This window comes from Paraburkholderia caffeinilytica, from assembly GCF_051027425.1.
GTDB lineage: Bacteria > Pseudomonadota > Gammaproteobacteria > Burkholderiales > Burkholderiaceae > Paraburkholderia > Paraburkholderia caffeinilytica_A.
Genome location: NZ_CP186552.1, coordinates 119,500 through 143,018, shown reverse-complemented (window position 1 = coordinate 143,018; position 23,519 = coordinate 119,500). Strand labels below are relative to the sequence as shown.

At 62.1% G+C, this 23,519-nt stretch carries 22 protein-coding genes; 14 read left to right on the top strand and 8 right to left on the bottom strand.

All coding sequences use genetic code 11. From position 1 onward, the window contains the following. Positions 1-586: 586 nt before the first annotated feature. The 3 genes from dksA (at position 587) to hslU (ending at position 3,321) form a co-directional block, all read left to right on the top strand. Positions 587-1,006, top strand: a complete 420-nt coding sequence (gene dksA / locus ACOSV0_RS00615; RefSeq protein ID WP_408198908.1) for an RNA polymerase-binding protein DksA — start codon at positions 587-589, stop codon at positions 1,004-1,006. A gap of 422 nt (positions 1,007-1,428) precedes the next feature. Next, the gene (hslV, locus tag ACOSV0_RS00610; RefSeq protein WP_028197737.1) at positions 1,429-1,965 is read left to right on the top strand and encodes an ATP-dependent protease subunit HslV; all 537 of its coding nucleotides are present in this window, start codon (positions 1,429-1,431) and stop codon (positions 1,963-1,965) included. A 9-nt stretch (positions 1,966-1,974) separates the two neighbouring features. Continuing rightward, entirely contained in the window at positions 1,975-3,321 is a 1,347-nt protein-coding gene (gene hslU / locus ACOSV0_RS00605) for an ATP-dependent protease ATPase subunit HslU (RefSeq protein WP_434108073.1), read from the top strand. 215 nt (positions 3,322-3,536) lie between these two features. Here the strand turns inward: hslU and ACOSV0_RS00600 are convergent, their stop codons facing one another. Together ACOSV0_RS00600 and ACOSV0_RS00595 are read right to left on the bottom strand one after the other, a co-directional pair. Beyond that, positions 3,537-4,079 carry a response regulator transcription factor gene (locus tag ACOSV0_RS00600; protein ID WP_434108072.1) on the bottom strand — a complete coding sequence of 181 codons (543 nt, stop codon included), beginning with the start codon at positions 4,077-4,079 and terminating at the stop codon, positions 3,537-3,539. Next, the gene (locus ACOSV0_RS00595) at positions 4,076-5,386 is read right to left on the bottom strand and encodes an ATP-binding protein (RefSeq protein WP_434108071.1); all 1,311 of its coding nucleotides are present in this window, start codon (positions 5,384-5,386) and stop codon (positions 4,076-4,078) included. Before ACOSV0_RS00595 ends, ACOSV0_RS00600 begins: the two co-directional genes overlap by 4 nt. 129 nt (positions 5,387-5,515) lie before the next feature. Between ACOSV0_RS00595 and ACOSV0_RS00590 the strand changes: the two genes are divergently transcribed. Beyond that, on the top strand, positions 5,516-7,153 hold the full coding sequence (locus ACOSV0_RS00590) for a tetratricopeptide repeat protein (protein ID WP_434108070.1): 1,638 nt from the start codon (positions 5,516-5,518) through the stop codon (positions 7,151-7,153). 33 nt (positions 7,154-7,186) lie between these two features. Here ACOSV0_RS00590 and ACOSV0_RS00585 read toward each other — a convergent pair whose 3' ends face one another. Continuing rightward, the gene (locus ACOSV0_RS00585) at positions 7,187-7,411 is read right to left on the bottom strand and encodes a cysteine-rich CWC family protein (protein ID WP_434108069.1); all 225 of its coding nucleotides are present in this window, start codon (positions 7,409-7,411) and stop codon (positions 7,187-7,189) included. A gap of 266 nt (positions 7,412-7,677) precedes the next feature. Between ACOSV0_RS00585 and argB the strand changes: the two genes are divergently transcribed. The 7 genes from argB to ACOSV0_RS00550 all read left to right on the top strand — a co-directional run bounded on the left by argB (position 7,678) and on the right by ACOSV0_RS00550 (position 15,014). Next, entirely contained in the window at positions 7,678-8,577 is a 900-nt protein-coding gene (gene argB, locus ACOSV0_RS00580) for an acetylglutamate kinase (RefSeq protein WP_063494482.1), read from the top strand. Between the two features lie 208 nt (positions 8,578-8,785). Next, positions 8,786-9,589 (top strand): pyrimidine 5'-nucleotidase, encoded by an 804-nt coding sequence (locus ACOSV0_RS00575; RefSeq protein WP_434108068.1) that lies wholly within the window; start codon positions 8,786-8,788, stop codon positions 9,587-9,589. Then, the gene (gene slmA, locus ACOSV0_RS00570; RefSeq protein WP_434108067.1) at positions 9,556-10,254 is read left to right on the top strand and encodes a nucleoid occlusion factor SlmA; all 699 of its coding nucleotides are present in this window, start codon (positions 9,556-9,558) and stop codon (positions 10,252-10,254) included. The genes ACOSV0_RS00575 and slmA overlap by 34 nt, the downstream gene beginning before the upstream one ends. A gap of 314 nt (positions 10,255-10,568) precedes the next feature. Beyond that, positions 10,569-11,714: a homoserine O-succinyltransferase MetX gene (gene metX, locus ACOSV0_RS00565; RefSeq protein ID WP_434108066.1), complete on the top strand. Its 1,146-nt coding sequence runs from the start codon at positions 10,569-10,571 to the stop codon at positions 11,712-11,714. Further along, positions 11,711-12,319: a methionine biosynthesis protein MetW gene (metW, locus tag ACOSV0_RS00560; RefSeq protein WP_434108065.1), complete on the top strand. Its 609-nt coding sequence runs from the start codon at positions 11,711-11,713 to the stop codon at positions 12,317-12,319. Before metX ends, metW begins: the two co-directional genes overlap by 4 nt. Before the next feature lie 14 nt (positions 12,320-12,333). After that, positions 12,334-13,728, top strand: coding sequence for an AmpG family muropeptide MFS transporter (locus tag ACOSV0_RS00555; RefSeq protein ID WP_434108063.1), 1,395 nt, complete (start codon positions 12,334-12,336; stop codon positions 13,726-13,728). A 20-nt stretch (positions 13,729-13,748) separates the two neighbouring features. After that, the gene (locus ACOSV0_RS00550; protein ID WP_434110350.1) at positions 13,749-15,014 is read left to right on the top strand and encodes a M48 family metallopeptidase; all 1,266 of its coding nucleotides are present in this window, start codon (positions 13,749-13,751) and stop codon (positions 15,012-15,014) included. A gap of 124 nt (positions 15,015-15,138) precedes the next feature. Here ACOSV0_RS00550 and ACOSV0_RS00545 read toward each other — a convergent pair whose 3' ends face one another. From ACOSV0_RS00545 to gatC, 5 genes are all read right to left on the bottom strand, one after another. Beyond that, positions 15,139-15,918, bottom strand: coding sequence for an exodeoxyribonuclease III (locus ACOSV0_RS00545; RefSeq protein WP_434108062.1), 780 nt, complete (start codon positions 15,916-15,918; stop codon positions 15,139-15,141). A gap of 55 nt (positions 15,919-15,973) precedes the next feature. Next, positions 15,974-16,813 (bottom strand): PPK2 family polyphosphate kinase, encoded by an 840-nt coding sequence (locus ACOSV0_RS00540; protein WP_434108061.1) that lies wholly within the window; start codon positions 16,811-16,813, stop codon positions 15,974-15,976. 156 nt (positions 16,814-16,969) lie between these two features. Beyond that, complete coding sequence (gene gatB / locus ACOSV0_RS00535) at positions 16,970-18,445, bottom strand: Asp-tRNA(Asn)/Glu-tRNA(Gln) amidotransferase subunit GatB (protein ID WP_434108060.1); 1,476 nt, start codon at positions 18,443-18,445, stop codon at positions 16,970-16,972. 5 nt (positions 18,446-18,450) lie between these two features. Continuing rightward, positions 18,451-19,938 (bottom strand): Asp-tRNA(Asn)/Glu-tRNA(Gln) amidotransferase subunit GatA, encoded by a 1,488-nt coding sequence (gene gatA, locus ACOSV0_RS00530; RefSeq protein ID WP_434108059.1) that lies wholly within the window; start codon positions 19,936-19,938, stop codon positions 18,451-18,453. A gap of 43 nt (positions 19,939-19,981) precedes the next feature. Then, on the bottom strand, positions 19,982-20,281 hold the full coding sequence (gatC, locus tag ACOSV0_RS00525) for an Asp-tRNA(Asn)/Glu-tRNA(Gln) amidotransferase subunit GatC (protein WP_211613146.1): 300 nt from the start codon (positions 20,279-20,281) through the stop codon (positions 19,982-19,984). A gap of 379 nt (positions 20,282-20,660) precedes the next feature. On the opposite strand from gatC, the gene ACOSV0_RS00520 reads away from it, so the two are divergent. The 3 genes from ACOSV0_RS00520 (at position 20,661) to mreD (ending at position 23,470) form a co-directional block, all read left to right on the top strand. Further along, the gene (locus ACOSV0_RS00520; RefSeq protein ID WP_004189550.1) at positions 20,661-21,704 is read left to right on the top strand and encodes a rod shape-determining protein; all 1,044 of its coding nucleotides are present in this window, start codon (positions 20,661-20,663) and stop codon (positions 21,702-21,704) included. Positions 21,705-21,857: 153 nt separating this feature from the next. Next, positions 21,858-22,961, top strand: a complete 1,104-nt coding sequence (mreC, locus tag ACOSV0_RS00515; RefSeq protein ID WP_434108057.1) for a rod shape-determining protein MreC — start codon at positions 21,858-21,860, stop codon at positions 22,959-22,961. Next, a complete protein-coding gene (gene mreD, locus ACOSV0_RS00510) occupies positions 22,958-23,470 on the top strand; it encodes a rod shape-determining protein MreD (protein WP_434108056.1) in 513 nt (170 codons plus the stop codon). The genes mreC and mreD overlap by 4 nt, the downstream gene beginning before the upstream one ends. Positions 23,471-23,519 lie beyond the last annotated feature (49 nt).

The following is a 23,519-nucleotide window of genomic DNA, read 5'->3' as shown; positions in this document are numbered from 1 at the left end:
TGCCTTGGTGTGCCATGGGACACCGAGGCAATCCTCTGCGGAATACGCAGACGAGCGGCCAAACGCCCGCTGACATGTCGGGCGTGTGAAAAGCACGTGAAAACCCTGCTGTATTAAACCGTGCACGACCATCGCTTTTTGGTCGTGCGCGCGTTATATTTTCGGGATATCAGTGCGCCGCCAGGGGATTTTCACCAGTTGCGGTGCTGGATTGTGATTCAGTTACAATACGTGCCCACTGGAGAATGACAACGAATTGCCCGGTCAGCGCGTATTACGCGCCGGGCCAGAAACGGCGCCGGAAAATCTTATCCGGAAATCACGCCGACAATGCCGGCTGGCACTGCAGACAAGGCACGCGGCCGGCAAACAATGCCTCCGGAGCATGTGAGAAACGGTTTCCAGAGGAGTTCGGCCCCGCATTGGCGTAGCGACGCCCGGCGCGTGGGCGCAAGGCGCTTCGGCGTCACGACAGCCCATCGTCCGTGCCCGCCTAGCGTTCCGCGTCCTCGTGGCGCCTTTGCGGGCAATACGAAAGTGCGGGCACTATGTAAGAGTTTTGCCTCACATTGAAGAAGCAAGCCAGATGACGACGAAACGACTCTTGACTGAAGCCGAAATCCTGAAGATGAGCGACAAGGATTACATGAATGCGGATCAGCTCGCCTTCTTCAAGAACAAGCTCGAACAGCTGCAGGCGGATATTCTCCGCAATGCCGGCCAGACGACCGAAAACCTGCGCGAAACAGTAATCGTGCCGGACCCGGCCGACCGTGCAACGATCGAAGAAGAGCATGCGCTGGAACTGCGCACGCGCGACCGCGAGCGCAAGCTGCTGAAGAAAGTGCAGCAATCGATCGCGCGCATCGATTCGGGCGATTACGGCTGGTGCGAAGAAACCGGCGAACCGATCGGCGTGCCGCGTCTGCTCGCACGGCCCACGGCTACCCTGTCGCTCGAAGCGCAGGAACGCCGCGAACTGCGCCAGAAGCTGTTCGGCGACTGAACACCTGCGGCGCGGCTTCGGCTCCGCGCCCTTTTAAGCTGCTTCGTCGAGAGGCGCACGGTGATCTGTGCGCCTTTTTTCTTTTGTGAGACGCTTTTCGAGCTTTGCTGGGATAACGGCTCTGAGCGCCCGCTACGCGGCGGTTCAGCGCCGTGCCCAGTTCCGCCGCCCCCCCTCCGCGCGGCTCGCATCTCGACGCCCGCCCCGCCTCAGCGCTGCTCCCGCTCCATCGCCCGGAACCCTGTGTTTTTGTCTTATGCCATTTGCCGGCTCTTGATATGACCGCGCACGCCCTAAAATAAGTCGGACATGCGTTGCACGAGCGCGCGCCGACCGGTTCATCGTTTCGCGCCGTCCGCGTCCAGGATTCATGCGGTGGCCTACGCCATCGCGTCCTACCCGTTTTGCAAAGAGGAACGCATATGGAGCAATTTCACGGCACGACGATCGTCTCCGTGCGCCGCGGCGACAAGGTCGCGCTTGGCGGCGACGGCCAGGTCACGCTGGGCAACATCGTCATGAAAGGCGGCGCGAAAAAAGTCCGGCGCATCTATAACGGCAAGGTGATGGTCGGCTTCGCCGGCGGCACGGCCGACGCCTTCTCGCTGCTCGACCGCTTCGAAGCGAAGCTGGAAAAACACCAGGGCAATCTGACCCGCGCCGCCGTCGAGCTCGCCAAAGACTGGCGCACCGACCGCATGCTGCGCCGCCTCGAAGCCATGCTGATCGCCGCGGACGCCACCACCACCCTCGTCATCACCGGTAACGGCGACGTGCTCGATCCGGAAGGCGGCATCTGCGCGATCGGTTCGGGCGGCGCTTACGCGCAAGCCGCCGCGAAGGCGCTCGTTGACAACACCGAGCTGTCGCCGCGCGAGATCGTGGAGAAGTCGCTGGAGATTGCGGGCGACATGTGCATCTATACGAACCATAACCGCGTCATCGAGACGATCGAGTAAGGACCCACGATGAGCACTATGACCCCTGCCGAGATCGTCTCGGAACTCGACAAACACATCATCGGCCAAGGCCGTGCGAAGAAGGCGGTTGCCGTGGCGCTGCGCAACCGCTGGCGGCGTCAACAGGTTGAAGAACCGCTGCGTCAGGAAATCACACCGAAGAACATCTTGATGATCGGACCGACCGGCGTCGGCAAAACCGAAATCGCGCGGCGCCTGGCGAAACTGGCCGACGCACCGTTCATCAAGATCGAAGCCACCAAGTTCACTGAGGTTGGTTACGTGGGCCGCGACGTCGACAGCATCGTGCGCGACCTGATCGAAATCTCGGTCAAGCAGACGCGCGAAACGGAAATGCGTAAAGTGCGGACTAAGGCGGAAGATCAGGCCGAAGACCGCATTCTCGACATCCTGTTGCCAAGCGCGCGTCCGGTCGGTTTCGGCGCGAGTTCGAGCGCCGCGGATACAGCAGACGAAGGCAGCACCACGCGTCAAACGTTCCGCAAGCGTCTGCGCGAAGGCCTGCTCGACGACAAGGAAATCGAACTCGACGTCGAACAGCCGCAAGTCGGCATGGACATCATGGGGCCGCCGGGCATGGAAGACATGACCGAGCAGATCCGTTCGATGTTCGCGAACATCGGCGGCGGCAAGAAAACGCGCCGCAAGCTGAAGGTGAAGGAAGCGCTCAAGGTCCTCACCGACGAAGAAGCCGGCAAGATGCTCAACGACGAAGAGGTGAAGACCAAGGCAGTGCAGAACGTCGAGCAGAACGGCATCGTATTCCTCGACGAAATCGACAAGATCGCGTCGCGCAGTGAAGCAGGCGGTGGCGAGGTGTCGCGCCAAGGCGTGCAGCGCGATCTGCTGCCGCTCGTCGAAGGCACCACGATCAACACCAAGTACGGCATGGTGAAGACCGATCACATTCTGTTCATCGCGAGTGGTGCATTTCATCTCGCCAAGCCGAGTGATCTGATTCCGGAACTGCAAGGCCGCTTCCCGATTCGGGTCGAACTGGATTCGCTGTCGGTGGGCGATTTCGAATCGATTCTGGTGTCGACGGACGCGAGCCTCGTCAAGCAATATCAGGCACTGCTGGCCACCGAAGACGTGCACCTCGAATTCGCCGACGACGGCATTCGCCGCATGGCCGAAATCGCGTACTCGGTCAATGAGAAGACTGAAAATATCGGCGCGCGCCGCCTGTACACGGTAATCGAAAAACTGCTCGAAGACGTCTCGTTCGCAGCGGGCAATCACTCGGGCAAGACGGTGCAGATCGACGCGGCGTATGTCGATCGCGCGCTGAACGAAGTGGCGGAAGACGAGGATCTGTCGCGCTACGTGCTGTGAGGCCGATGTAGATATCGATGCAGATGCTGATGCTGATGCTGATGCTGATGCTGATGCAGATGCTGGCGTCGATGTCGATACTGACGCCGCGTTAAAGCCGCGCGCCTCGCGCTTCGCGCACAGCCGATCATCTGTGACGCGTAAAAAAATGGGCTGTCTTGTAAAAGACAGCCCATTTTGTTTTCCGTCCCGCTGAGGCTTGTGGACCTCAGCGCTTACTGCTTGACCGGCCGTTTCGCCAACTTGCGTTGCAGCGTTCGACGATGCATGTTCAACGCGCGCGCAGTAGCCGAAATATTGCCGCCGTGCTCCGCGAGCACGCGTTGAATATGCTCCCACTCCAGGCGCGCAACCGACAAAGGCGTGGGATGCTCAATCGCCTCTTCCGCTTGCAGCGAGCTCGCTTCGCTTTGCAACGCCGACAAGATCGTCTCCACGTTGGCGGGCTTCGCCAGGTAGTTATCGGCGCCGTCTTTTACTGCCTGCACCGCTGTGGCGATGCTGGCATAACCGGTCAACACCAGCATACGCGCGTCGGGCTGCAAATCGCGTAAGGGAGCGACGAGCGTAAGACCGGAGTCGTTGCCGAGGTGCAGGTCCACCGTAATCTGGCTGAACTTCTGCTGGTTCGCCAACTTGATCGCCTCGTCGGCGTTATGCGCTTCGGACACCGTATAACCGCGACGCGTCAAACCACGTGCGAGGATGCCGGAGAACACCTCGTCGTCGTCGATCACCAGAAAATTCATTTCGCTCATGCCTGTTTCTCCGTGTTGGATGGCGTAGTGCCTTGACGGCCCGCACCTGATAATTTGCGCGCAGCAAGCGGCAGTCTCAACACTGCGCGCGTGCCACGCGGCTTGATCTCGCTGACATCGGTCAGTTCGATCGATCCCTTCAGACGTGCCGCCGCTGAAAATGCCAGATACAGGCCCACGCCGTGTCCGCCCTGCGTGCTGTCGACCGGCATCGCGCCGAGCAACCCGCGCAACGCGGCCGGAATACCAGGGCCTGCGTCGCATACCTCGAATACGATCTGGTCGGCGCGAGCCGCAAGCGTGCACGACAGCGTTACATGATCGCGGCTCGCCCGCGCGGCGTTGTCGAGCAGAATCGTGAGAATCTGACTGACGGCAACCGTATCGTCAAGACTGACTCCTGCAGGCGACACACCGATCCGTTCGAACTTCACATGCGGATGACGCAAGCGCCATTGCTCGCCGAACGATTCGAGCCATTCGTTGACCGTTTGCCGGTTAGTCGTTGTCGATGCACGGCTGCGCAACCGCGCAAGCGCCGAAGTACACAGCGTCATTTGCTGTTCGAGCAACTCCAGATCGGCGCTGTACGGCGCAAGCCCTTTATCGGTTCGGGCGGCATCGCGCAATTCTTCGGACAACATTGCAATTGTAGACAGAGGCGTCCCAATTTCGTGCGCGACCGTGGCGGCCTGCACGCCGAGCGCAACGGCGCGTTCGTCATGAAGCAAGCGCTGCTGCGCCTCTCCGAGCGCTGCGTCACGTAGTCGCAGAGCGCGTGACATGCGCGCGACGAACCACGCAATCAGCCCGACGCTGACCATGAAGTTCACCCACATGCCGGCGCGATAGTAGTCGAACAGGTTCGCCGGGTTGTCGAGATTCAGCGGCACCGAGTCGAAACCGAGTACGGCATAGCAGGCCACGGCGAACGCGGCGAGCCACGCCATCAGATGCCACGGCAACACGGCTGCGGCAATCGCGAGCGATGGCAGGTACAGCGAAACGAACGGGTTGGTGGTACCACCGGAGAGGAACAGGAGCGCCGACAGCGCGCCGAGATCGACCCATATCTGGCCGAACAGTTCGAGATTGGACTCGGGCCGCTGCTGCGAGACACGCCACCACGTAAGTCCGTTGAAGATAACTTCGAGGGCGATCACGAGCAGCATGGCGGGCAGCGGCAAATGCACGCCGATGAAGATCTGCACGAACGCGATCGTCATCAGTTGGCCAATGATGGCGAGACTGCGCAGCCAGAACAGATGACCGAGGTTGACCCGGCCGGTGTTGGTTATACGGTGCATGACTTTAGTTTACCTGTTCGGACTAGTCCGACTTACCTCGCGGCCTCGTGCCGGTAACATGGAATTTTTGCGACAGCGTTGCACAGGCCGATCACACATCACCGGTTTTTGTGCCGCCCAAAACCATCCATGCTGCCTACTTCCGATAGCGAGGCATCCGCCTCGTCAGCTTTCCTGACTTTTCTGCGACATGCTGCCGCAGCCCGGCAAAACGGCACCGCAGAAGCAGAGGCCACATGGCTCGATGCCGCTGCGCAACGCCATTCACTCGACGACGAGTCGATTGCATCGCTCATTGCCGCGTTGCTCGAGCAACATCGCCACAACGACGCGATTGAACTCGCCGCCATTATTGCCCAACTCGATCCTCATCGCGCTCTCGCACACTTCCGTTTCGGCTACGCGCTGCAGATGGCAAACCGGCATAGCGAGGCAATCGCGCCATATCGTCGCGCACTCGCCATCGATCCGAAACTGCCGCAGTTGCGCAACAATCTCGCGGGCGCCCTCGCGCTCACAGGCGGCGATCTCAGCGAACAACTCGCACTACTGGAAAGTGCGGTTCATGACGAACCCGGCCACGGCGACGCATGGACCAATCTCACTCATGCAAGCCGCGCCAATCTGAACCTGCCGCGTGCGCTGGAAGCCGGCGCAAAAGCCGTGCAATGCGCGCCGCATAGCTCTTTAGCGCATAACAACTATGCGCTGGCGCTGCGTGAAGCGCAACGCTGGGACGAAGCGACACACGCCGGAACAACCGCCTGTGCATTAGCGCCCAACAACGCAACCATGCGCGCCAATCTCAGCATGCTGCAACTGGTGCGCGGCGACTACGCGCACGGCTGGCAAACCCATGAAGCGCGCTGGGACGGCTCACTTGAATTAACCGGCAACCGACCGGCAATGCCGGCGCCGACCTGGCAAGGCGAACCGCTCGTCGGTAAAACGCTGCTTGTATGGGGTGAACAAGGCATGGGCGATGTCCTGCAGTTCAGCCGCTATATCCCTCTGCTGGCCGAACGTGTTCATCGCGAGGGCGGCCGTCTCGTCTGGAATTCATTTCCGCAGATGGGTGCGCTGCTCGCTCGCAGCCTCGGCCATTACGTGGATGACTATTCGGCAGGCGGCGGTGTCGAATCTTTGCCGTCGTTCGACTACGAAATTCCGCTGCTTAGTCTGCCTTTGATATTCGACACACGCGAAGAAACCATCCCCGGTACGACTCCGTATTTGCGCGCGGACGCTGCAGCCAATGCGTCATGGCAACAGAGGCTTGCCGGCGAAACGAGGCTCAAAGTCGGGCTGACATGGACCGGCAGCCTTGGCCATCAGCGCAATCCCTTCCGGCGAGTGGGCTGGGAGCGCTACGCAGAGCATTTCGGCGGGATGCATAACGTGGCGTTCTATTCGCTGCAACCGGGTGCCGGGACGGATGTCGCGGCGGCGCGAGCGGCAGGTCTGCCAATGTCGGACTACACCGCCGAATTCGCCACCTTCGACGATACGGCCGCGTTTGTCAGCGCGCTCGATCTCGTCATTACAGTCTGCACGTCTGCCGCGCATCTGAGCGGCGCGCTCGGCCAGCGCACATGGGTGCTACTCGACGTGAATCCGCATTGGGTCTGGCTACTCGACCGGTCCGACAGTCCGTGGTATCCGAGCGCAACACTTTACCGGCAGCCACAGTTCGGCCAATGGGACCCGGCGCTCAAAGCCGTTGCCGGTGACCTGAGCGTGCTGGCAGCCCAGCATCACGCGGCGTAAACCGGCAACGCGGCCGCGAAAGCCACGCCTCGCTCAAGGTGAGCCGGCGCCAGGCGCCGGCCGGACGGCTCGTGCGATCTCCGCTGCGAGACATTCAGGGCACAGGCAACGGCCAGACGGGTCGAGCCTGTCGGCCGGCAGGGCCGGCATCTCGCGGCACCAGCAGTCGAACGGCACGCCGTGCATGGCGCAATCGAACGCATGACCGCAGCGCGGACAAAGCGCGCTGCTTCCGGAGCGGGAAGCTGACAATTTCATAAGGGGCCGGATGGTCTCGCTTCAGCCTTGACGAGGAAATGATGCCACGGCTGGCGGGGCGCCGCGAGTCGGCCATTCGGCCAATTCACAGGCGTCATTCAACGACGGTAAGCTTGATTGTCGGCCGCTGCTTCCGCCCACCCATTGCGCAGTGCGCAAAGCCTGCGCCACCCGTCACCGGTGCGGGTATCGAAAACCCTGTTGCAGCGCGCCAGTCCTGTACAATTCGCCCTGTTTTAACTTGTTCCGTGCCTGAGCCTGCCGCCATGTCCGAGATCCCTGACCTTTCGCAGATCGCGCCCACCCTGAAGGCTGAAATCCTGGCCGAGGCGCTGCCTTACATTCGCCAGTATCACGGTAAGACCGTGGTCATCAAATACGGCGGCAACGCCATGACCGAGGAGCGGCTGAAGCAAGGCTTCGCGCGCGACGTGATTCTGCTGAAGCTGGTCGGTATCAATCCGGTCATCGTGCACGGCGGCGGTCCGCAAATCGACCAGGCGCTGAAGAAAATCGGCAAGCAGGGCACGTTCATTCAGGGCATGCGCGTTACCGACGAAGAGACGATGGAAGTCGTCGAATGGGTGCTCGGCGGCGAAGTGCAGCAGGACATCGTCACGCTGATCAACCATTTTGGCGGCCACGCGGTCGGCCTGACCGGCAAAGATGGCGGCCTGATCCACGCGCGCAAGATGCAGATGCCGGATCGCGACAATCCGGGCCAGTACGTCGATATCGGCCAGGTAGGCGAAGTCGAGGCGATCAATCCCGCGGTTGTGAAAGCGCTGCAGGACGACGCGTTCATTCCGGTGATCTCGCCGATCGGCTTTGGCGAAGACGGCCTGTCGTACAACATCAACGCTGACCTGGTCGCGGGCAAACTGGCGGTTGTGCTGAACGCCGAAAAGCTCGTGATCATGACCAACATCCCGGGCGTGATGGATAAGGAAGGCAATCTGCTGACCGATCTGTCGGCGCGCGAAATCGACGGCCTGTTCGCAGACGGCACGATCTCCGGCGGCATGCTGCCGAAAATCTCGTCGGCGCTGGATGCCGCGAAGAGCGGCGTGCGTTCGGTACACATCATCGACGGTCGTATCGAGCACTCGGTGCTGCTGGAAATTCTCACCGAACAGCCGTTCGGCACGATGATCCGCTCGCATTGATTCCTGCCTCAAATCCGACCCATACGGCACGCCCGCCCGGCGTGCCGTATGGGTCGGGCAGTTGCACCATCACCGCGCCATGTGGCGCACCGCGCGCTGTCCCGCGCCGCAAAAATACGCTTCCCTCTTTTACCGCCTTCCGCATTGCGAACCGTTGTCCGCATTCGCTGCGCGAAGCGACTGCTCGCGCCTGAACGGCGTCCTTATCATGCGCAACTCCGCTTCCCGACGCCGTCGTCCGCATATCGCAGGTGGCAGTCCGGTCTGGCTGTTCGATCTCGACAACACGCTGCACAACGCTTCGCACGCGATCTTCCCGGCGATCAATCGGGGGATGACGCAATACATCATCGATACGCTGGGTGTCGATATCGACGAAGCCAACCGCCTGCGCACCGGCTATACGCAACGTTACGGCGCGGCGCTGCTCGGTCTGGCACGTCACCATCCGGTCGACCCGAACGACTTCCTGAAAGTCGTGCACATGTTCCCCGATCTCGGCTCGATGATCCGGCACGAGCGCGGCGTCGCGCGCCTCGTCGCGTCGCTGCCCGGTCGCAAGATCGTGCTGACCAATGCACCTGAGGCGTATGCGCGCGCGGTGCTCGCGAAATTGCGCATCGAGCGTCTGTTCGAACAGGTAATTGCCATCGAGCATATGCGCGATCGCCGCAACTGGCGCGCCAAGCCTGACCATGCGATGCTGCGCCGGGCGATGCGCGACGCGCACGTCTCGCTCAAAGATGTGATCCTTGTGGAAGACACGCACTCGCATCTGAAGAACTACCGGCGACTCGGCATTCGCACCGTGTGGATCACCGGCCATTTGCCGCGCAAACCGCACGCGGACGGCATACCGACGCGCCTGCCGGGCACCGGTCGGCCGCATTATGTCGATCGCAACATTCGTTCGTTAAAATCGCTACGACTGGGCACCCGCTCGGTTCGATTGAAGGGACAGCAGACGGGACGACAGCCATGCAGCCGATCGACAAGCCTGACGAAGCCTTAGCCGAAGACGAACCCGTCCCGCCGGCCACCCCGCGTGCGCTGCGCCTGAAACCGGGCGAGCGTCGCGTGCACATCCTGCAGACGCTCGCGGCCATGCTGGAGGCGCCGAAGAGCGAAAAGATCACCACGGCGGCGCTCGCCGCCCGGCTCGGCGTCTCCGAAGCCGCGCTGTACCGCCATTTCGCCAGCAAGGCGCAAATGTTCGAAGGGCTGATCGAGTTCATCGAGCAGACCATCTTCGGCCTGATCAACCAGATCACCGACAAAGAAAACAACGGCGTGCTGCAAGCCCGTGCGATTGCGCTGATGCTGCTCAACTTTCCCGCGAAAAATCCCGGCATGACGCGCGTGCTGACCTGCGAGGCGCTGGTCGGCGAGCACGAACGGCTGACCGAGCGTGTCAATCAGATGCTGGAACGGATCGAAGCGTCGTTGAAACAGTGTTTGCGGTTAGCCCAGATGGAGGCAAACGCAAGCACGGGTGAAAACGCCAGCCCGGGCGCAAATGCGCATGCTGCCCCGCTGCCCGCCGGCTACGATTCCGCGATTCGCGCGAGCCTGCTGCTGAGCTACATCATCGGCCGCTGGCATCGGTATGTGCGCAGCGGCTTTGCACGGCCGCCCGCCGAACACGCCGACGCGCAACTGCTGCTGATTCTTCAGTAGTCCGCGCGGCAGCGCACAGTGGCACGGTAGCGCCCCCGCCGCTACCGCACGAAATTTTCCGCTATACTTTGCGCCTGACTTCGGCAACTCGATACTCCCGAGACCGCTGTCCAGAGCACCCTGAACACCTTGTACACGTACTATCACGCGCCGATTTGCTGACTCGATTGCGGGCGCGCGAACCAGCGGGAACATACGATCCCGCGGTTCACTATAAATGCGGCTAAAGAGGTCGTCAGCCGCGCACACTGTTTCTCCCCCGTGCCTCGCCGACGCCAATCTAGCCGCCCTGTATTTGTTAAACGGCGGAATGAATGGAATCGATCGGTATCGTCGCTCCCCAAAAAATGCATTTCACCGAGCCGCTGCTCATGCAGAACGGCAGCTCGCTGGCCGGTTACGACCTGATGGTCGAGACCTACGGCACGCTCAACGCCGCGCGCAGCAATGCCGTGCTGGTGTGCCACGCGCTCAACGCCTCGCACCACGTGGCAGGCGTGTACGCGGACAATCCGAAGGACATCGGCTGGTGGGACAACATGGTCGGCCCGGGCAAGCCGCTCGACACCAATAAGTTCTTCGTGATCGGCGTGAACAACCTGGGTTCGTGCTTCGGCTCGACCGGGCCGATGAGCGTCGATCCGGCAACGGGCAACCCGTACGGCGCGACCTTTCCGGTGGTCACGGTTGAAGACTGGGTGAACGCGCAGGCGCGCGTCGCCGATGAGTTCGGCATCACGCGCTTCGCCGCGGTGATGGGCGGCAGCCTCGGCGGCATGCAGGCGCTCGCGTGGAGCATGATGTACCCGGAACGCGTGGGCCATTGCATCGTGGTCGCGTCCACGCCGAAGTTGTCTGCGCAGAACATCGCGTTCAACGAAGTGGCGCGCTCGGCGATCCTGTCGGACCCGGACTTCCACGGCGGCAACTACTACGCGCACAACGTGAAGCCGAAACGCGGCCTGCGCGTCGCGCGCATGATCGGTCACATCACGTATCTGTCGGACGACGACATGGCCGAGAAATTCGGCCGCTCGTTGCGCCGTGCGGAAGGCGCGGTGGACGCGTACAACTTCAACTTCGACGTCGAGTTCGAAGTGGAGTCGTACCTGCGCTACCAGGGCGACAAATTCGCCGACTACTTCGACGCGAACACGTACCTGCTGATCACCCGCGCGCTCGACTATTTCGATCCGGCCAAGGCCTTCGACGGCGATCTGACCGCCGCCGTCGCGCACACCACGGCGAAATACCTGATCGCCAGTTTCTCGACCGACTGGCGTTTCGCGCCGGCCCGCTCGCGCGAACTGGTGAAGGCGCTGCTCGACCACAAGCGCACGGTGACCTACGCGGAAATCGACGCGCCGCACGGCCACGACGCCTTCCTGCTCGACGACGCGCGCTATCACAACCTGATGCGCGCCTACTACGAACGTATTGCGAACGAGGTGAACGCATGAACCAGCGAGCACTCGATTATCTGGCGCAGCGCCCGGACTTCCGCGCGATCGCCCGCTGGGTCGAACCGCGCGCCACCGTGCTCGATCTGGGTTGCGGCGACGGCTCCTTGCTGTCGCTCCTGACCGAAGAACTGGACGTGCAGGGCTACGGCATCGAAATCAACGACGCCGGCGTGCTGGCGTCGACGCAGAACGGCATCAACGTGATCCAGCAGAATCTGGAAGACGGCCTGCGCCTGTTCGAAGACGGCAGCTTCGATTTCGCGGTTCTGTCGCAGACGCTGCAAACCATCCACCAGACCGCCGCGATCCTGCGCGAGACGGTGCGGGTGGGCAAGGAGTGCATCGTCTCGTTCCCGAATTTCGGTTACTGGGCGCATCGGCTGTCCGTGCTGCAAGGCCGCATGCCGGTGTCGAAGTCGCTGCCTTTCCAGTGGCACAACACGCCGAACGTGCGGGTGCTGACGATCAAGGATTTCGAGGCGCTGGCGCCGGAAGTCGGCATCGAGATTCTCGACCGCGTGGTGCTTCATGATGGCCAGGTGGTGCGATGGGGGGTGAACTGGCGTGGTAGTCTTGCGGTCTATCGCGTCAAGAAAAGCTAACGCCACTTATCCACATGTCGAACCCGCCGCACGAGGCGCCTGCACTTACCGCTCACGAAGAACATCCCGGCTGGCGCGCGTTCCTGAATACGCGCATGCTGATCTGCGTCTTTCTCGGCTTTACGTCGGGACTGCCGCTGTTCACGCTCGTCTATCTGGTGCAGGCGTGGCTACGCTCCGAAGGCGTCAATCTGAAGGAAATCGGCCTTTTTGCGCTGATCCAGTTCCCGTACACCTGGAAATTCATCTGGGCGCCGTTGATGGACCGCTACGTCCCACGCTTTCCGGGCTGGCGTCCGGGAAGACGGCGCGGCTGGATGCTGGTCACGCAGATTCTGGTGGCGGGCGCGATCGGGACATTAGGTTTCGTGTCTCCGCGCGACTCGATCTGGACCGTGGCGGCTTTGACGGCGCTGGTTGCGTTCTTCGGCGCGAGCCAGGACATCGTGATCGACGCCTACCGGCGTGAATTGCTGAGCGACACGCAGCAGGGCCTCGGCAATGCAGTGCATGTGAATGCCTACAAGATCGCCGCGCTGGTGCCGGGTTCGCTGGCGCTGATTCTGTCCGACCATTTGCCGTGGACCACCGTTTTTATCGTCACCGCCGCCTTCATGCTGCCCGGCATGGTGATGACGCTGGTGGTGCGCGAGCCGGAGGTGCACGGCACGCCGCCGAAGAATCTGCGCGAAGCGATCGTGCAACCGTTCAGCGAATTCATTCAGCGCGACGGCTGGCGCGGCGCGCTCTTCGTGTTGGGCTTCATCTTCCTTTACAAGCTCGGCGACACGATGGCGACCACGCTGTCCACGTCGTTCTTTCTCGACATCGGCTTTTCGCGCACGCAGATTGGCGTGATCGCCAAGACCACCGCGTTTGGCGCGAGTCTGGCGGGCGGGCTGGTCGGCGGGATCTGGCTGATGAAGATCGGTATCGGCCGCGGGCTCTGGATCTTCGGCGTCCTGCAGATGGTGTCGACGCTCGGCTTTGCATGGCTCGCCCATCTTGGCCCGGCGTCGCCCGGCCTTGCCGTGATTTATGACATCGCTGTCTGGCTGAGCCAGGGCACCTCGAAACTGCTCGCGCTGGTCGGCATAGACTGGACCGTGCAGCTCGACCCGCGCTCTGTCGCGCTGGCGCTGGTCTACGGGCTGGAAACCTTCGCGACCGGTCTGACGATGGCGGCCTTCACCGCTTACATCGCCAGCACCACCGATCCGCGTTACACCGCTACGCAGTTCGCGCTTTTCACGAGCCTCGCCTCCGTGCCGCGCACGTTGGCGTCGGCGGCAAGCGGCTATGTGGTTGCGAAGATCGGCTGGTTCGACTATTTCATCGTGTGTACCGCGCTGGGGCTGCCTGGCATGCTGCTTCTGCTGCGCATCGCGCCCTGGAGAATCCGGTCGTGACGGCGCTTCAGTCAACGCACGTGGTGCGCCCGGGATCGAATACCACCGGGGTTCCTTCGCTCAAGGTCAGCCGCGCGGTACTGCGCGCGGCGTTGGCGCTCGGTTGCGCGAGCCTGACGCTGGCGGCGCCGTTGAGCGCCTACGCGACCGCGATGCCTGCAGTCGGCTCCAGTGCAGCAGCGGCCACCACCACACCGACTCCGGCAGCGGCGCCGGCGGCAAAATCGGCGCAGAACACCGCGAATCCGGAAAACGCGACACCGGCGGCGGCCGGCGCGACCAGCACCACGAACGCCGGCAGTGCGCCCGCAGCCGCTACGCCGCCGTCTTCGACGCAGCCGCCGCCGGCGCCAGTAACGGCCAAAACGCCGGCAACCACCTCGACACCGGCTGCGACCGCAAAAGCGCCTGCCGCGACGTCAACGCCCGCCGCAGCCGCCAACGCTCCCACGCCCCCGTCTTACAGCGCGCCGAACACCCAGTTGCGCTACGGCGGCTACCTCGTATTTCGCAACCTGATCCCGTCGCCGATGCTCGAGGCGCAAGCCGCCGAGGAATTCAGCCAGATCGTGTACGGCGCAGAGCATGCGGACCGACTGTACGGCGATACCGACGCCCACGTCACTCGCGTGCGGTCGATTGTCGACAAGCTGATTCCCTATTCGCTGAAGTGGAACGAGCGCGCGAAGGGATGGAAGTGGAATGTGGCGATAGTGCGCTCGCCCGATATCCGCATGTACTGCCTGCCGGGCGGCAAGATTGTCGTGTACAGCGGCCTGCTCGATCGCGCGCGTCTGAACGACAACGAACTCGGCATGCTGATCGGTCATGAGATCGCGCACGCATTGCGCGAGCATGCGCGTGAACGGCTCGGCGAACTCCAGTCCAGCCAGCTCGACTCGTCCGGCACGATCCCGCAGCTATTCGGGCTCGCCGATCTGGGCGCGGCGCCGCTTGGTATCGGGTCGCGGTTGCTGGAGATGAAGTACGAAAGCACCGACGAAACCGAAGCCGACGTCATCGGCAGCGATATCGCTTCGCGCGCCGGTTTCGATCCGCGCGCGGCAGTCACGTTATGGGACAAGCTGGCCAAGGCGACGCGCAGCAATCGTGACCAGGGCTATATCTACGTGCACCCGTACACGCCGGCGCGCCGCCAGGACATCATCAAGCGTTTGCCGGATATGCTGCCGCTCTATGCGAAGGCCATTGGCAAGAGCTTCGATGCGTTGCCGGACTATGCCGGCATGGGCCGCCCGCGCCGTAAACCGCTCGGCAGCGAGTGAATTGCGCGGGCCGCGGAGCTTGAGGCTTGAGGCTTGAGGCTTGCGGCTTGCGGCTTGCGGCTTGCGGCTTGCGGCCTCGGGCGCGCCTGTAGTTCACCCGGTTCCGCCTCAGTTCTCGCCCTGCTTACTTTTTGAGCTTGTGGTCGTAATCGACCGTCAGCGGTGCATGGTCGCTGAACTTGATATCGCGGAACACGTCGGTGCGTTTCGCCTTGCCGGCGATGCCCTGCGTCGCGATCTGATAATCGATCCGCCACCCCACGTTATTCGCATACGCCTGACCGCGATTGCTCCACCACGTGTACTGTTCCGGCCGCTGATCCAGAGTACGAAACACGTCCACATAACCCACTTCGTCGAACAGTTTGGTGAGCCACTCGCGCTCTTCCGGCAGGCAACCTGAATTTTTCTGGTTGCTCTTCCAGTTCTTGATGTCGATCTCTTTGTGGACGATGTTCACGTCGCCGCACACGATCACTTCGCGCTCCTGGGCCAGTTCCGCGAGATGCGGCATGAACTCGTCCATGAACCGGAACTTGGCCTGCTGGCGTTCTTCACCGCTCGACCCCGACGGCACATACACCGAAATCACCGACAGTTTGCCGAAGCGCAATTCGACATAGCGCCCTTCCGGATCGAATTCCTCGCTACCGAAACCGATAATCACCTCGTCCGGTTCGTGACGCGTGTACACGCCGGCGCCGCTATAGCCCTTCTTCACCGCATGCTGAAAATAGCCGGTGAAATTGTGCGGCGACATGAATTCCGGCGTCAAATCGTCCTGCGAGCATTTGATTTCCTGCACGCACAGCACGTCGGCTTTCTGTTCGCCGAACCATTCAAAAAAACCTTTTTTCGCCGCTGAGCGGATGCCGTTCAGGTTGGCGGTAATCACACGCAACATGTCGTTCCTTTTGTGTTCGATTCGTTGTTGGAGCAAAGGGCAAAAAGCAAAAAGGTCACTCGACCTTGACGCCCTTCAGCGATTCTTTGGCAGGCGGATATTCGAGCTTCAGCGCTTCGAACGTACGTAGCAGCAACTCGGCGACCATCACGTTGCGATGGGTCTTCGAATCGGCCGGAATCACGTACCACGGCGCGTAGTCGGTCGACGTCGCGGCCAGCGCTTCGCGATACGCGGCCTGATATTTGTCCCACTGCTTGCGGGCTTCGAGATCGGAGACATCGAATTTCCAGTGCTTGCTCGGATCGTCAATGCGCGCTTGCAGACGCGCACGCTGCTCATCTTTTGAAATGTGCAGCATGCATTTGATGATGGCGGTTCCGCTGTCTGCGAGCAGTGCTTCGAACTGGCGAATATGGCCGCAACGCCGCGCGAATGCCTCGGCATCCAGATTGCCGAGCACGGTGGGCACCAGCAAGTCTTCGTAGTGACTGCGGTTGAAGATGGTCAGCTCGCCGGCAGCGGGCGCCTGTGCATGCACACGCCAGAGAAAATCGTGCGCCAGTTCGACGGGCGTCGGCGCCTTGAACGGCACGATACGCAAACCGAGCGGATCGACCTCATGAAACACCGCGCGGATCGTGCCGTCCTTGCCGCTCGTGTCCATGCCTTGCAATACCAGCAACACCCGACGCTTCTGCTGCGCGTGCAGGCACTCCTGCTGCGTGTCGAGGATCGCGCCGATCTCCGACAATCGCGCCCGGTCGGAATCTTTCGAACCAGTCGAAAAAGGCTTCGCGGCTGGATCGAAAGCGTCGAGCGAGAATTTGCTGTTTTTCTTGCCGTCGTCGAAATACGGCACGCGAAAATCGTCGAGTTCGGGTTGCTTCGCCATTCACACTCCGTGTTTTGCGTTCAGCGGTACATAAAAGCGGGCCCGCAAAATGAAACGGGCCGCTGCCCCCACTTTCGTTTCCGGCAACAGCCCGTGTTGGCCGAAGCTCGCGCTCCGGCCGTGGCTTTTTCAACTGGGCTTTAGCCCAGCTTCAACTCAGGACAGCTTCTTCTTCAGCAGTTCGTTCACCTGCGCCGGATTGGCCTTGCCCTTGGTCGCTTTCATCGCCTGACCGATCAGCGCGTTGAATGCCTTTTCCTTGCCGGCGCGGAATTCCTCAACCGACTTCGGATTCGCGGCAAGCACTTCGTCGATGATCGCTTCCAGCGCGCCAGTGTCCGAAATCTGTTTCAAACCCTTCGCTTCGATGATGCGATCGGCGGCGGCTTCGTCGGTAGCCTTCTCTTCCCAGATCGCGAGGAAAATTTCCTTGGCGATCTTGTTCGAGATCGTGCCGTCGGCGATACGTTGCAGCAACAACGCGAGTTGCGCCGACGAAACCGGGCTCTCCGCGATGTCCAGGCCTTCGCGATTCAGTTGCGACGACACTTCGCCCATCAGCCAGTTAGCCGCAACCTTGGCGTTCGACGGACCGACTTTGAGGACGACCGCTTCGTAGTACGCAGCCATGGCCTTGCTCGACGTCAGCACGTTCGCGTCGTACGGCGTCAGGCCGTATTGCGTGACGAAGCGCTGCTGAATCGCCACCGGCAGTTCCGGCATTTCGCCCTTCACGCGCTCGACCCACGCCGCGTCGATCACCAGCGGCATCAGATCGGGATCGGGGAAATAGCGGTAATCGTGCGCGTCTTCCTTGCTGCGCATCGAACGCGTTTCGCGCTTGTCCGGATCGTACAGACGCGTTTCCTGCACCACCGTGCCGCCGTCTTCGATCAATTCGATCTGACGGCGCACTTCGTACTGGATCGCTTCCTCGAGGAAGCGGAACGAGTTCAGGTTCTTGATCTCGGCACGCGTGCCGAATTCCGCCTGACCGACCGGGCGCACCGACACGTTCGCGTCGCAACGGAACGAGCCTTCCTGCATGTTGCCGTCGCAGATGCCAAGCCAGGTGACCAGCGTGTGCAGCGTTTTCGCATACGCGACCGCTTCGGCCGCGCTGCGCATTTCCGGCTCGGTGACGATTTCGAGCAGCGGCGTGCCGGCGCGATTCAGGTCGATGCCGGTCATGCCCGCGAAGTCTTCGTGCAGCGACTTGCCCGCGTCTTCTTCGAGGTGGGCGCGCGTCAGGTTGACGACCTTCTCGTACGCTTCCTTACCCGCCTTTTCGTTAGCCGGGACCTGAATCGTCACCTGGCCGCCCTGCACGACGGGGATTTCGTACTGGCTGATCTGATAGCCCTTCGGCAGATCGGGGTAAAAGTAATTCTTGCGCGCGAAAATGCTGCGCGGCGCGATGGTCGAACCGATTGCGAGGCCGAATTGAATCGCACGCTCCACGGCGCCGCGGTTCATCACCGGCAGCGTGCCCGGCAATGCCAGATCGACGGGGCTGGCCTGCGTGTTCGGTGCAGCACCGAATTGCGTGGCGGTGCCCGAGAAAATCTTCGATTGGGTCGACAGTTGCGCGTGGGTCTCCAGACCGATCACGACTTCCCATTGCTTGGCCATGGTGCTCACACTCCTGCCGGTGCTTTGCGGTGCCAGTCGGTCGCGCGCTGGAACGCGTCGGCCACTTGCAGCATCCGGGCTTCATTGAAATAGTTGCCGATGATCTGCAGACCCACCGGGCGCTGCGCATTCGCGCCCGCGCCGAAGCCGCACGGCACGCTCATGCCCGGCAAGCCGGCGAGGCTCACCGACAGCGTGTAGATGTCGGCCAGATACATCTGCACCGGATCGTCGCCCTTCGCGCCGATGTCCCACGCCACCGACGGCGCGACCGGTCCCATGATCACGTCGCATTGCTTGAACGCTTCCTGGAAGTCTTGCGCGATGATGCGGCGAATCTTTTGCGCCTGCAGGTAATACGCGTCGTAGTAGCCATGCGACAACACATACGCGCCCACCAGAATGCGGCGCTTCACTTCCGGACCGAAGCCTTCCGCACGCGACTTCTTGTACATGTCGAGCAGATCGCGGTATTCCGCGGCGCGATGGCCGAAGCGCACGCCATCGAAACGCGACAGGTTCGACGAGGCTTCCGCCGGCGCGATCACGTAGTACACCGGGATCGACAGCTCGGTTTTTGGCAGCGAGACTTCCACCAGCGTCGCGCCCAACGCTTCGTATTGCTTCAGCGCGGCGTCGATCGAGGCGCGCACGTCGTCGGCAAGACCCGCACCGAAATACTCTTTCGGCAGGCCGATGCGCAGGCCGGCGAGCGGTTTATCCGCACCGTCTTCTTTCCACGTCTTACCGATGTAGCGCGTGAAGTCTTCGTCATCGCGCGTGAGGCTGGTCGAATCGCGTTCGTCGAAACCGGCCATCGCATTGAGCAGCGTGGCGCAATCCGCGGCGGTCCGCGCAAACGGGCCGCCCTGATCCAGCGACGACGCGAACGCGATCATCCCGTAACGCGACACGCGGCCGTACGTCGGCTTGATGCCGGTGATACCGGAGAACGACGCCGGCTGACGGATCGAGCCGCCGGTATCCGTGCCGGTTGCGGCGGGCGCGAGGCGCGCCGCAACCGCTGCCGCCGAACCACCCGATGAACCGCCCGGCACAGCCAGACGATCCCACGGATTCTTCACGGGGCCAAAGTACGAATTCTCGTTGGATGAGCCCATCGCGAACTCGTCCATGTTGGTCTTGCCCACGCACACCATGCCGGCGTTCTGCAGACGCGCGACTACCGTCGCATCGAACGGGCTTTCGTAGTTCGACAGCATTTTCGAGCCGGCGGTGGAACGCCAGCCCCTGGTGACGAACACGTCCTTGTGCGCGATCGGCAAGCCGACCAGCGGGCCGGCGTGGCCGGTGTGCAGCAGCGCGTCCGCGGCTTTCGCCTGCGCGAGCGTGAGATCCGGGTCGACCTGAATGAACGCATTCAGGCTGTTGGCCGCGTCGATCCGCTTCAGATACAGCTGCGCCAGTTCGACTGCGGAGCATTCTTTGGCTGCCAGTGCGGCGCGCAGTTCGGTCAAGCTTTTTTCATGCATTGCGTTTTATCCTGGGCTTGATTCGCGAGTCTTGGTCGATCACTTACTCGATCACCTTCGGCACCAGGTACAGGCCGTCCTGAACGGCCGGCGCCGGGCGCTGGAAGGCTTCACGGTCGACCGTTTCGGTCACCGCGTCGTTACGCAGACGCAGCGCGACGTCTTCGATCTGCTCGATCGGATGGGCAAGCGGGGCGATGCCGGTGGTATCGACCGCCTGCATTTGCTCGACAAGGCCGAAAAAATCGTTGAGCTGGACAAGCGTGTGTTCAGCTTCGGCATCAGCCAGTTCGAGCCGCGCGAGGTGCGCGATGCGCTTAACATCGGTCAGGGTCAGAGCCATGCAGTCACCGGAAAATGTGGTGGACCGCCGCAGCGCGGGAAAACGATGCTGCGACAGCGGGTTACGACACTGGAGGACGGCCTCGAAAAAGGGGCCAGCGGCGGCAAAAAGTGCCGTCCGTTTCCTTCAAAACATCCAAAATTATAAGGTATCATTACGCGTTCGACCCAAACCCGGACCGACTTAACAAGGCCTTTCTGAACAATTCCCAAAGATAGTTCGGATTTTTCTGACTGGGCCTTGCTCCGGCCTCCGGTAGACTCCCTCGCAGCTTCAAGTTCCTGTGGCGCCGCTTCCGCCCGGTTGAAGCTGTTATTTTTTCCGCTGCCGCCCTGCGCAATCGTTGCGAGGGCTGGCCCCAAGCGAGACAGGATTTTGAATGTTCGGTTTTCTGCGCAGCTACTTCTCCAACGATCTGGCGATTGACCTCGGCACCGCCAACACGCTCATCTATATGCGTGGCAAGGGTATCGTTCTTGACGAACCGTCGGTGGTCTCGATCCGCCAGGAAGGCGGTCCCAACGGTAAGAAGACCATTCAGGCAGTCGGCAAGGAAGCCAAGCAGATGCTTGGCAAGGTGCCGGGCAACATCGAGGCGATCCGCCCGATGAAAGACGGCGTGATCGCCGACTTCACCGTCACCGAACAGATGATCAAGCAGTTCATCAAAACTGCTCACGAATCGCGCATGTTCTCGCCGTCGCCGCGCATCATCATTTGCGTGCCGTGCGGGTCGACCCAGGTCGAGCGTCGCGCCATTAAAGAAGCCGCGCACGGTGCGGGCGCTTCGCAGGTTTACCTCATTGAAGAACCCATGGCGGCCGCCATCGGCGCCGGCCTGCCGGTGTCGGAAGCAACCGGCTCGATGGTCGTCGACATCGGCGGCGGCACGACCGAAGTCGGCGTGATCTCGCTCGGCGGTATTGTGTACAAGGGTTCGGTGCGCGTAGGCGGCGACAAGTTCGACGAAGCGATCGTCAACTACATCCGCCGCAACTACGGCATGCTGATCGGCGAGCAAACCGCCGAAGCCATCAAGAAAGAAATCGGCTCCGCGTTCCCGGGTTCCGAAGTCAAGGAAATGGAAGTGAAGGGCCGCAATCTGTCGGAAGGCATTCCGCGCAGCTTCACGATCTCCAGCAACGAAATCCTCGAAGCCCTCACCGATCCGCTGAACCAAATCGTGTCGTCGGTGAAGATCGCGCTCGAACAAACGCCGCCGGAACTGGGTGCGGACATTGCCGAGCGCGGCATGATGCTCACGGGTGGTGGCGCATTGCTGCGCGATCTGGACCGCCTGCTCGCCGAAGAAACCGGCCTGCCGGTGCTCGTCGCCGAAGACCCGCTGACCTGCGTTGTGCGCGGTTCGGGCATGGCGCTCGAACGCATGGACAAGCTCGGCAGCATCTTCTCGTACGAGTAAGCGAGCCCGTCTCCATGTCAGTAGCGCGGATCAGGCAAACGGCCCCTCGTGGGCCGGTTTGCCGTTGGCTGGGCCTGCCAGCCTCCGTGCGCTGAACGCGCGTCCCTCGCGCGCCGCCGTCTCACCCAACCGCTCACGCCCCCGGCGCCGACCATGGAATACAGTCCGCCGCCCCTGTTCAAGCAAGGCCCGTCAGCTCTCGCACGGCTGGTGTTTTTCGTCGTGCTGGCGCTCGCCCTGCTGATCTCCGACGCACGCTTCAAAACGCTCGAAATCGTGCGTGGCGTGCTCGGTGCGGGTCTATATCCGTTGCAACGCGCAGCCCTCGTGCCGCGCGACGTGTTCATGGGCGCGGCCGACCTGGCCGTGACCAGCGCCACGTTGCGCAGCGAGAATGACAAGCTGCGCACCAAAGATCTTCAGCTCTCGCAGCAAGCCAATACGGCCGCCGAACTGGCCGCCGAAAACACGCATTTGCGCGCACTGCTGCAACTCTCGCAGCGCTCCACCACGCAATCGCTGCCCGCTGAAATCCAGTACGACACGCGCGATCCGTTCACGCAGAAGGTCGTCATCGGCCGCGGCGCCCAGCAAGGCGTCCAGGACGGTTCGCCGGTCGTCAACGAAGACGGCGTGATCGGTCAGGTGACGCGCGTGTTCCCCCTGCAAGCCGAAGTAACGCTGCTCACCGACAAAGACCAGGCAGTGCCCGTGCAGATCGTGCGTACTGGCTTGCGCAGCGTGATCTACGGCACGCCGAAGGGCGATACTCTCGATCTGCGCTTCGTGCCGATCAGCGCCGACGTGCAAACCGGAGACGAACTCGTCACCAGCGGGCTCGACGGCGTTTATCCGCCGGGGCTGCCGGTCGCCAAGGTCGTGCGGGTCGACAAACAGGCCGATACCGCATTCGCGCGCGTGATCTGCTTGCCGGTTGCACCCGTGCGCGGCGCGCGTCAGCTACTGGTGCTGCACTACGTAAACAATGTGCCGCCGCGCCCGGCGGAAGAGCCCGATGCGGCCACGTCCGCGAAAGACGCGAAAGCGAAGAAGGGCGGCAAACCGGCGGACAGCAAGGCCGCAGCGGATAAATCCGCGGCGAAACCTGCTGAAAAGCCGGTCGCCAAACCCGCCGAGAAAGCGCCCGTCAAGCCCGCTGAAAAGCCGTCGGCCGCGGAGAAGAAAGCCGCCACCGAAAAGAAACCGGCCGCTGACAAGAACGCGAAGCCGCAAGCCACGCCGGGGGCCCAGCCATGAACCGTCCGCAATACATCCTGCAGCCGGTCAATCCGTACTTCATCGCGTTCAGCCTCGCCGCGGCGTTCCTGCTGAACCTGATGCCGTGGGGGCGCCTCGCCGGCGTGCCGGACTTCGTGGCGCTCGTGCTGCTGTTCTGGAACGTGCACCAGCCGCGCAAAGTCGGCATGGGCATCGCGTTCTTTCTCGGCCTGTTGATGGACGTGCATAACGCCAGCCTGCTCGGCGAGCACGCGCTGGCGTATACGTTGTTGTCGTATGGCGCGATTACGATCCATCGCCGGGTGCTGTGGATGTCGCTCGGCGTGCAGACTTTCGCGGTGATGCCGCTGCTGGTCATCGCGCAACTGGTGCCGTTCGTGATCCGCCTGCTGACGGGCGCGGCGTTTCCGGGCTGGAGTTACCTGATTGACGGATTCGTCGAAGCCGCGCTGTGGCCGGTCGCCAGCATGCTGCTGTTGATGCCGCAGCGCCGGCCTGCCGATCCGGACGATACGCGGCCGATTTAATCACGCATCGAGCACACCGGCAGTTCGTTCCAATGGAACCCAGGCAGCC

Bases quoted from the DNA above. Each gene is read 5' to 3' on its own strand.
- hslU (WP_434108073.1), top strand. From the start codon at position 1,975: ATGAGCACTATGACCCCTGCCGAGATCGTCTCGGAACTCGACAAACAC.
- ACOSV0_RS00590 (WP_434108070.1), top strand. From the start codon at position 5,516: ATGCTGCCTACTTCCGATAGCGAGGCATCCGCCTCGTCAGCTTTCCTG.
- ACOSV0_RS00600 (WP_434108072.1), bottom strand. From the start codon at position 4,079: ATGAGCGAAATGAATTTTCTGGTGATCGACGACGACGAGGTGTTCTCC.
- gatB (WP_434108060.1), bottom strand. From the start codon at position 18,445: ATGGCCAAGCAATGGGAAGTCGTGATCGGTCTGGAGACCCACGCGCAA.
- mreD (WP_434108056.1), top strand. From the start codon at position 22,958: ATGAACCGTCCGCAATACATCCTGCAGCCGGTCAATCCGTACTTCATC.
- mreC (WP_434108057.1), top strand. From the start codon at position 21,858: ATGGAATACAGTCCGCCGCCCCTGTTCAAGCAAGGCCCGTCAGCTCTC.
- argB (WP_063494482.1), top strand. From the start codon at position 7,678: ATGTCCGAGATCCCTGACCTTTCGCAGATCGCGCCCACCCTGAAGGCT.
- ACOSV0_RS00540 (WP_434108061.1), bottom strand. From the start codon at position 16,813: ATGGCGAAGCAACCCGAACTCGACGATTTTCGCGTGCCGTATTTCGAC.
- ACOSV0_RS00545 (WP_434108062.1), bottom strand. From the start codon at position 15,918: ATGTTGCGTGTGATTACCGCCAACCTGAACGGCATCCGCTCAGCGGCG.
- slmA (WP_434108067.1), top strand. From the start codon at position 9,556: ATGCAGCCGATCGACAAGCCTGACGAAGCCTTAGCCGAAGACGAACCC.
- ACOSV0_RS00520 (WP_004189550.1), top strand. From the start codon at position 20,661: ATGTTCGGTTTTCTGCGCAGCTACTTCTCCAACGATCTGGCGATTGAC.
- ACOSV0_RS00595 (WP_434108071.1), bottom strand. From the start codon at position 5,386: ATGCACCGTATAACCAACACCGGCCGGGTCAACCTCGGTCATCTGTTC.
- gatA (WP_434108059.1), bottom strand. From the start codon at position 19,938: ATGCATGAAAAAAGCTTGACCGAACTGCGCGCCGCACTGGCAGCCAAA.
- ACOSV0_RS00575 (WP_434108068.1), top strand. From the start codon at position 8,786: ATGCGCAACTCCGCTTCCCGACGCCGTCGTCCGCATATCGCAGGTGGC.
- gatC (WP_211613146.1), bottom strand. From the start codon at position 20,281: ATGGCTCTGACCCTGACCGATGTTAAGCGCATCGCGCACCTCGCGCGG.
- ACOSV0_RS00585 (WP_434108069.1), bottom strand. From the start codon at position 7,411: ATGAAATTGTCAGCTTCCCGCTCCGGAAGCAGCGCGCTTTGTCCGCGC.
- dksA (WP_408198908.1), top strand. From the start codon at position 587: ATGACGACGAAACGACTCTTGACTGAAGCCGAAATCCTGAAGATGAGC.
- ACOSV0_RS00555 (WP_434108063.1), top strand. From the start codon at position 12,334: ATGTCGAACCCGCCGCACGAGGCGCCTGCACTTACCGCTCACGAAGAA.
- metX (WP_434108066.1), top strand. From the start codon at position 10,569: ATGGAATCGATCGGTATCGTCGCTCCCCAAAAAATGCATTTCACCGAG.
- hslV (WP_028197737.1), top strand. From the start codon at position 1,429: ATGGAGCAATTTCACGGCACGACGATCGTCTCCGTGCGCCGCGGCGAC.
- metW (WP_434108065.1), top strand. From the start codon at position 11,711: ATGAACCAGCGAGCACTCGATTATCTGGCGCAGCGCCCGGACTTCCGC.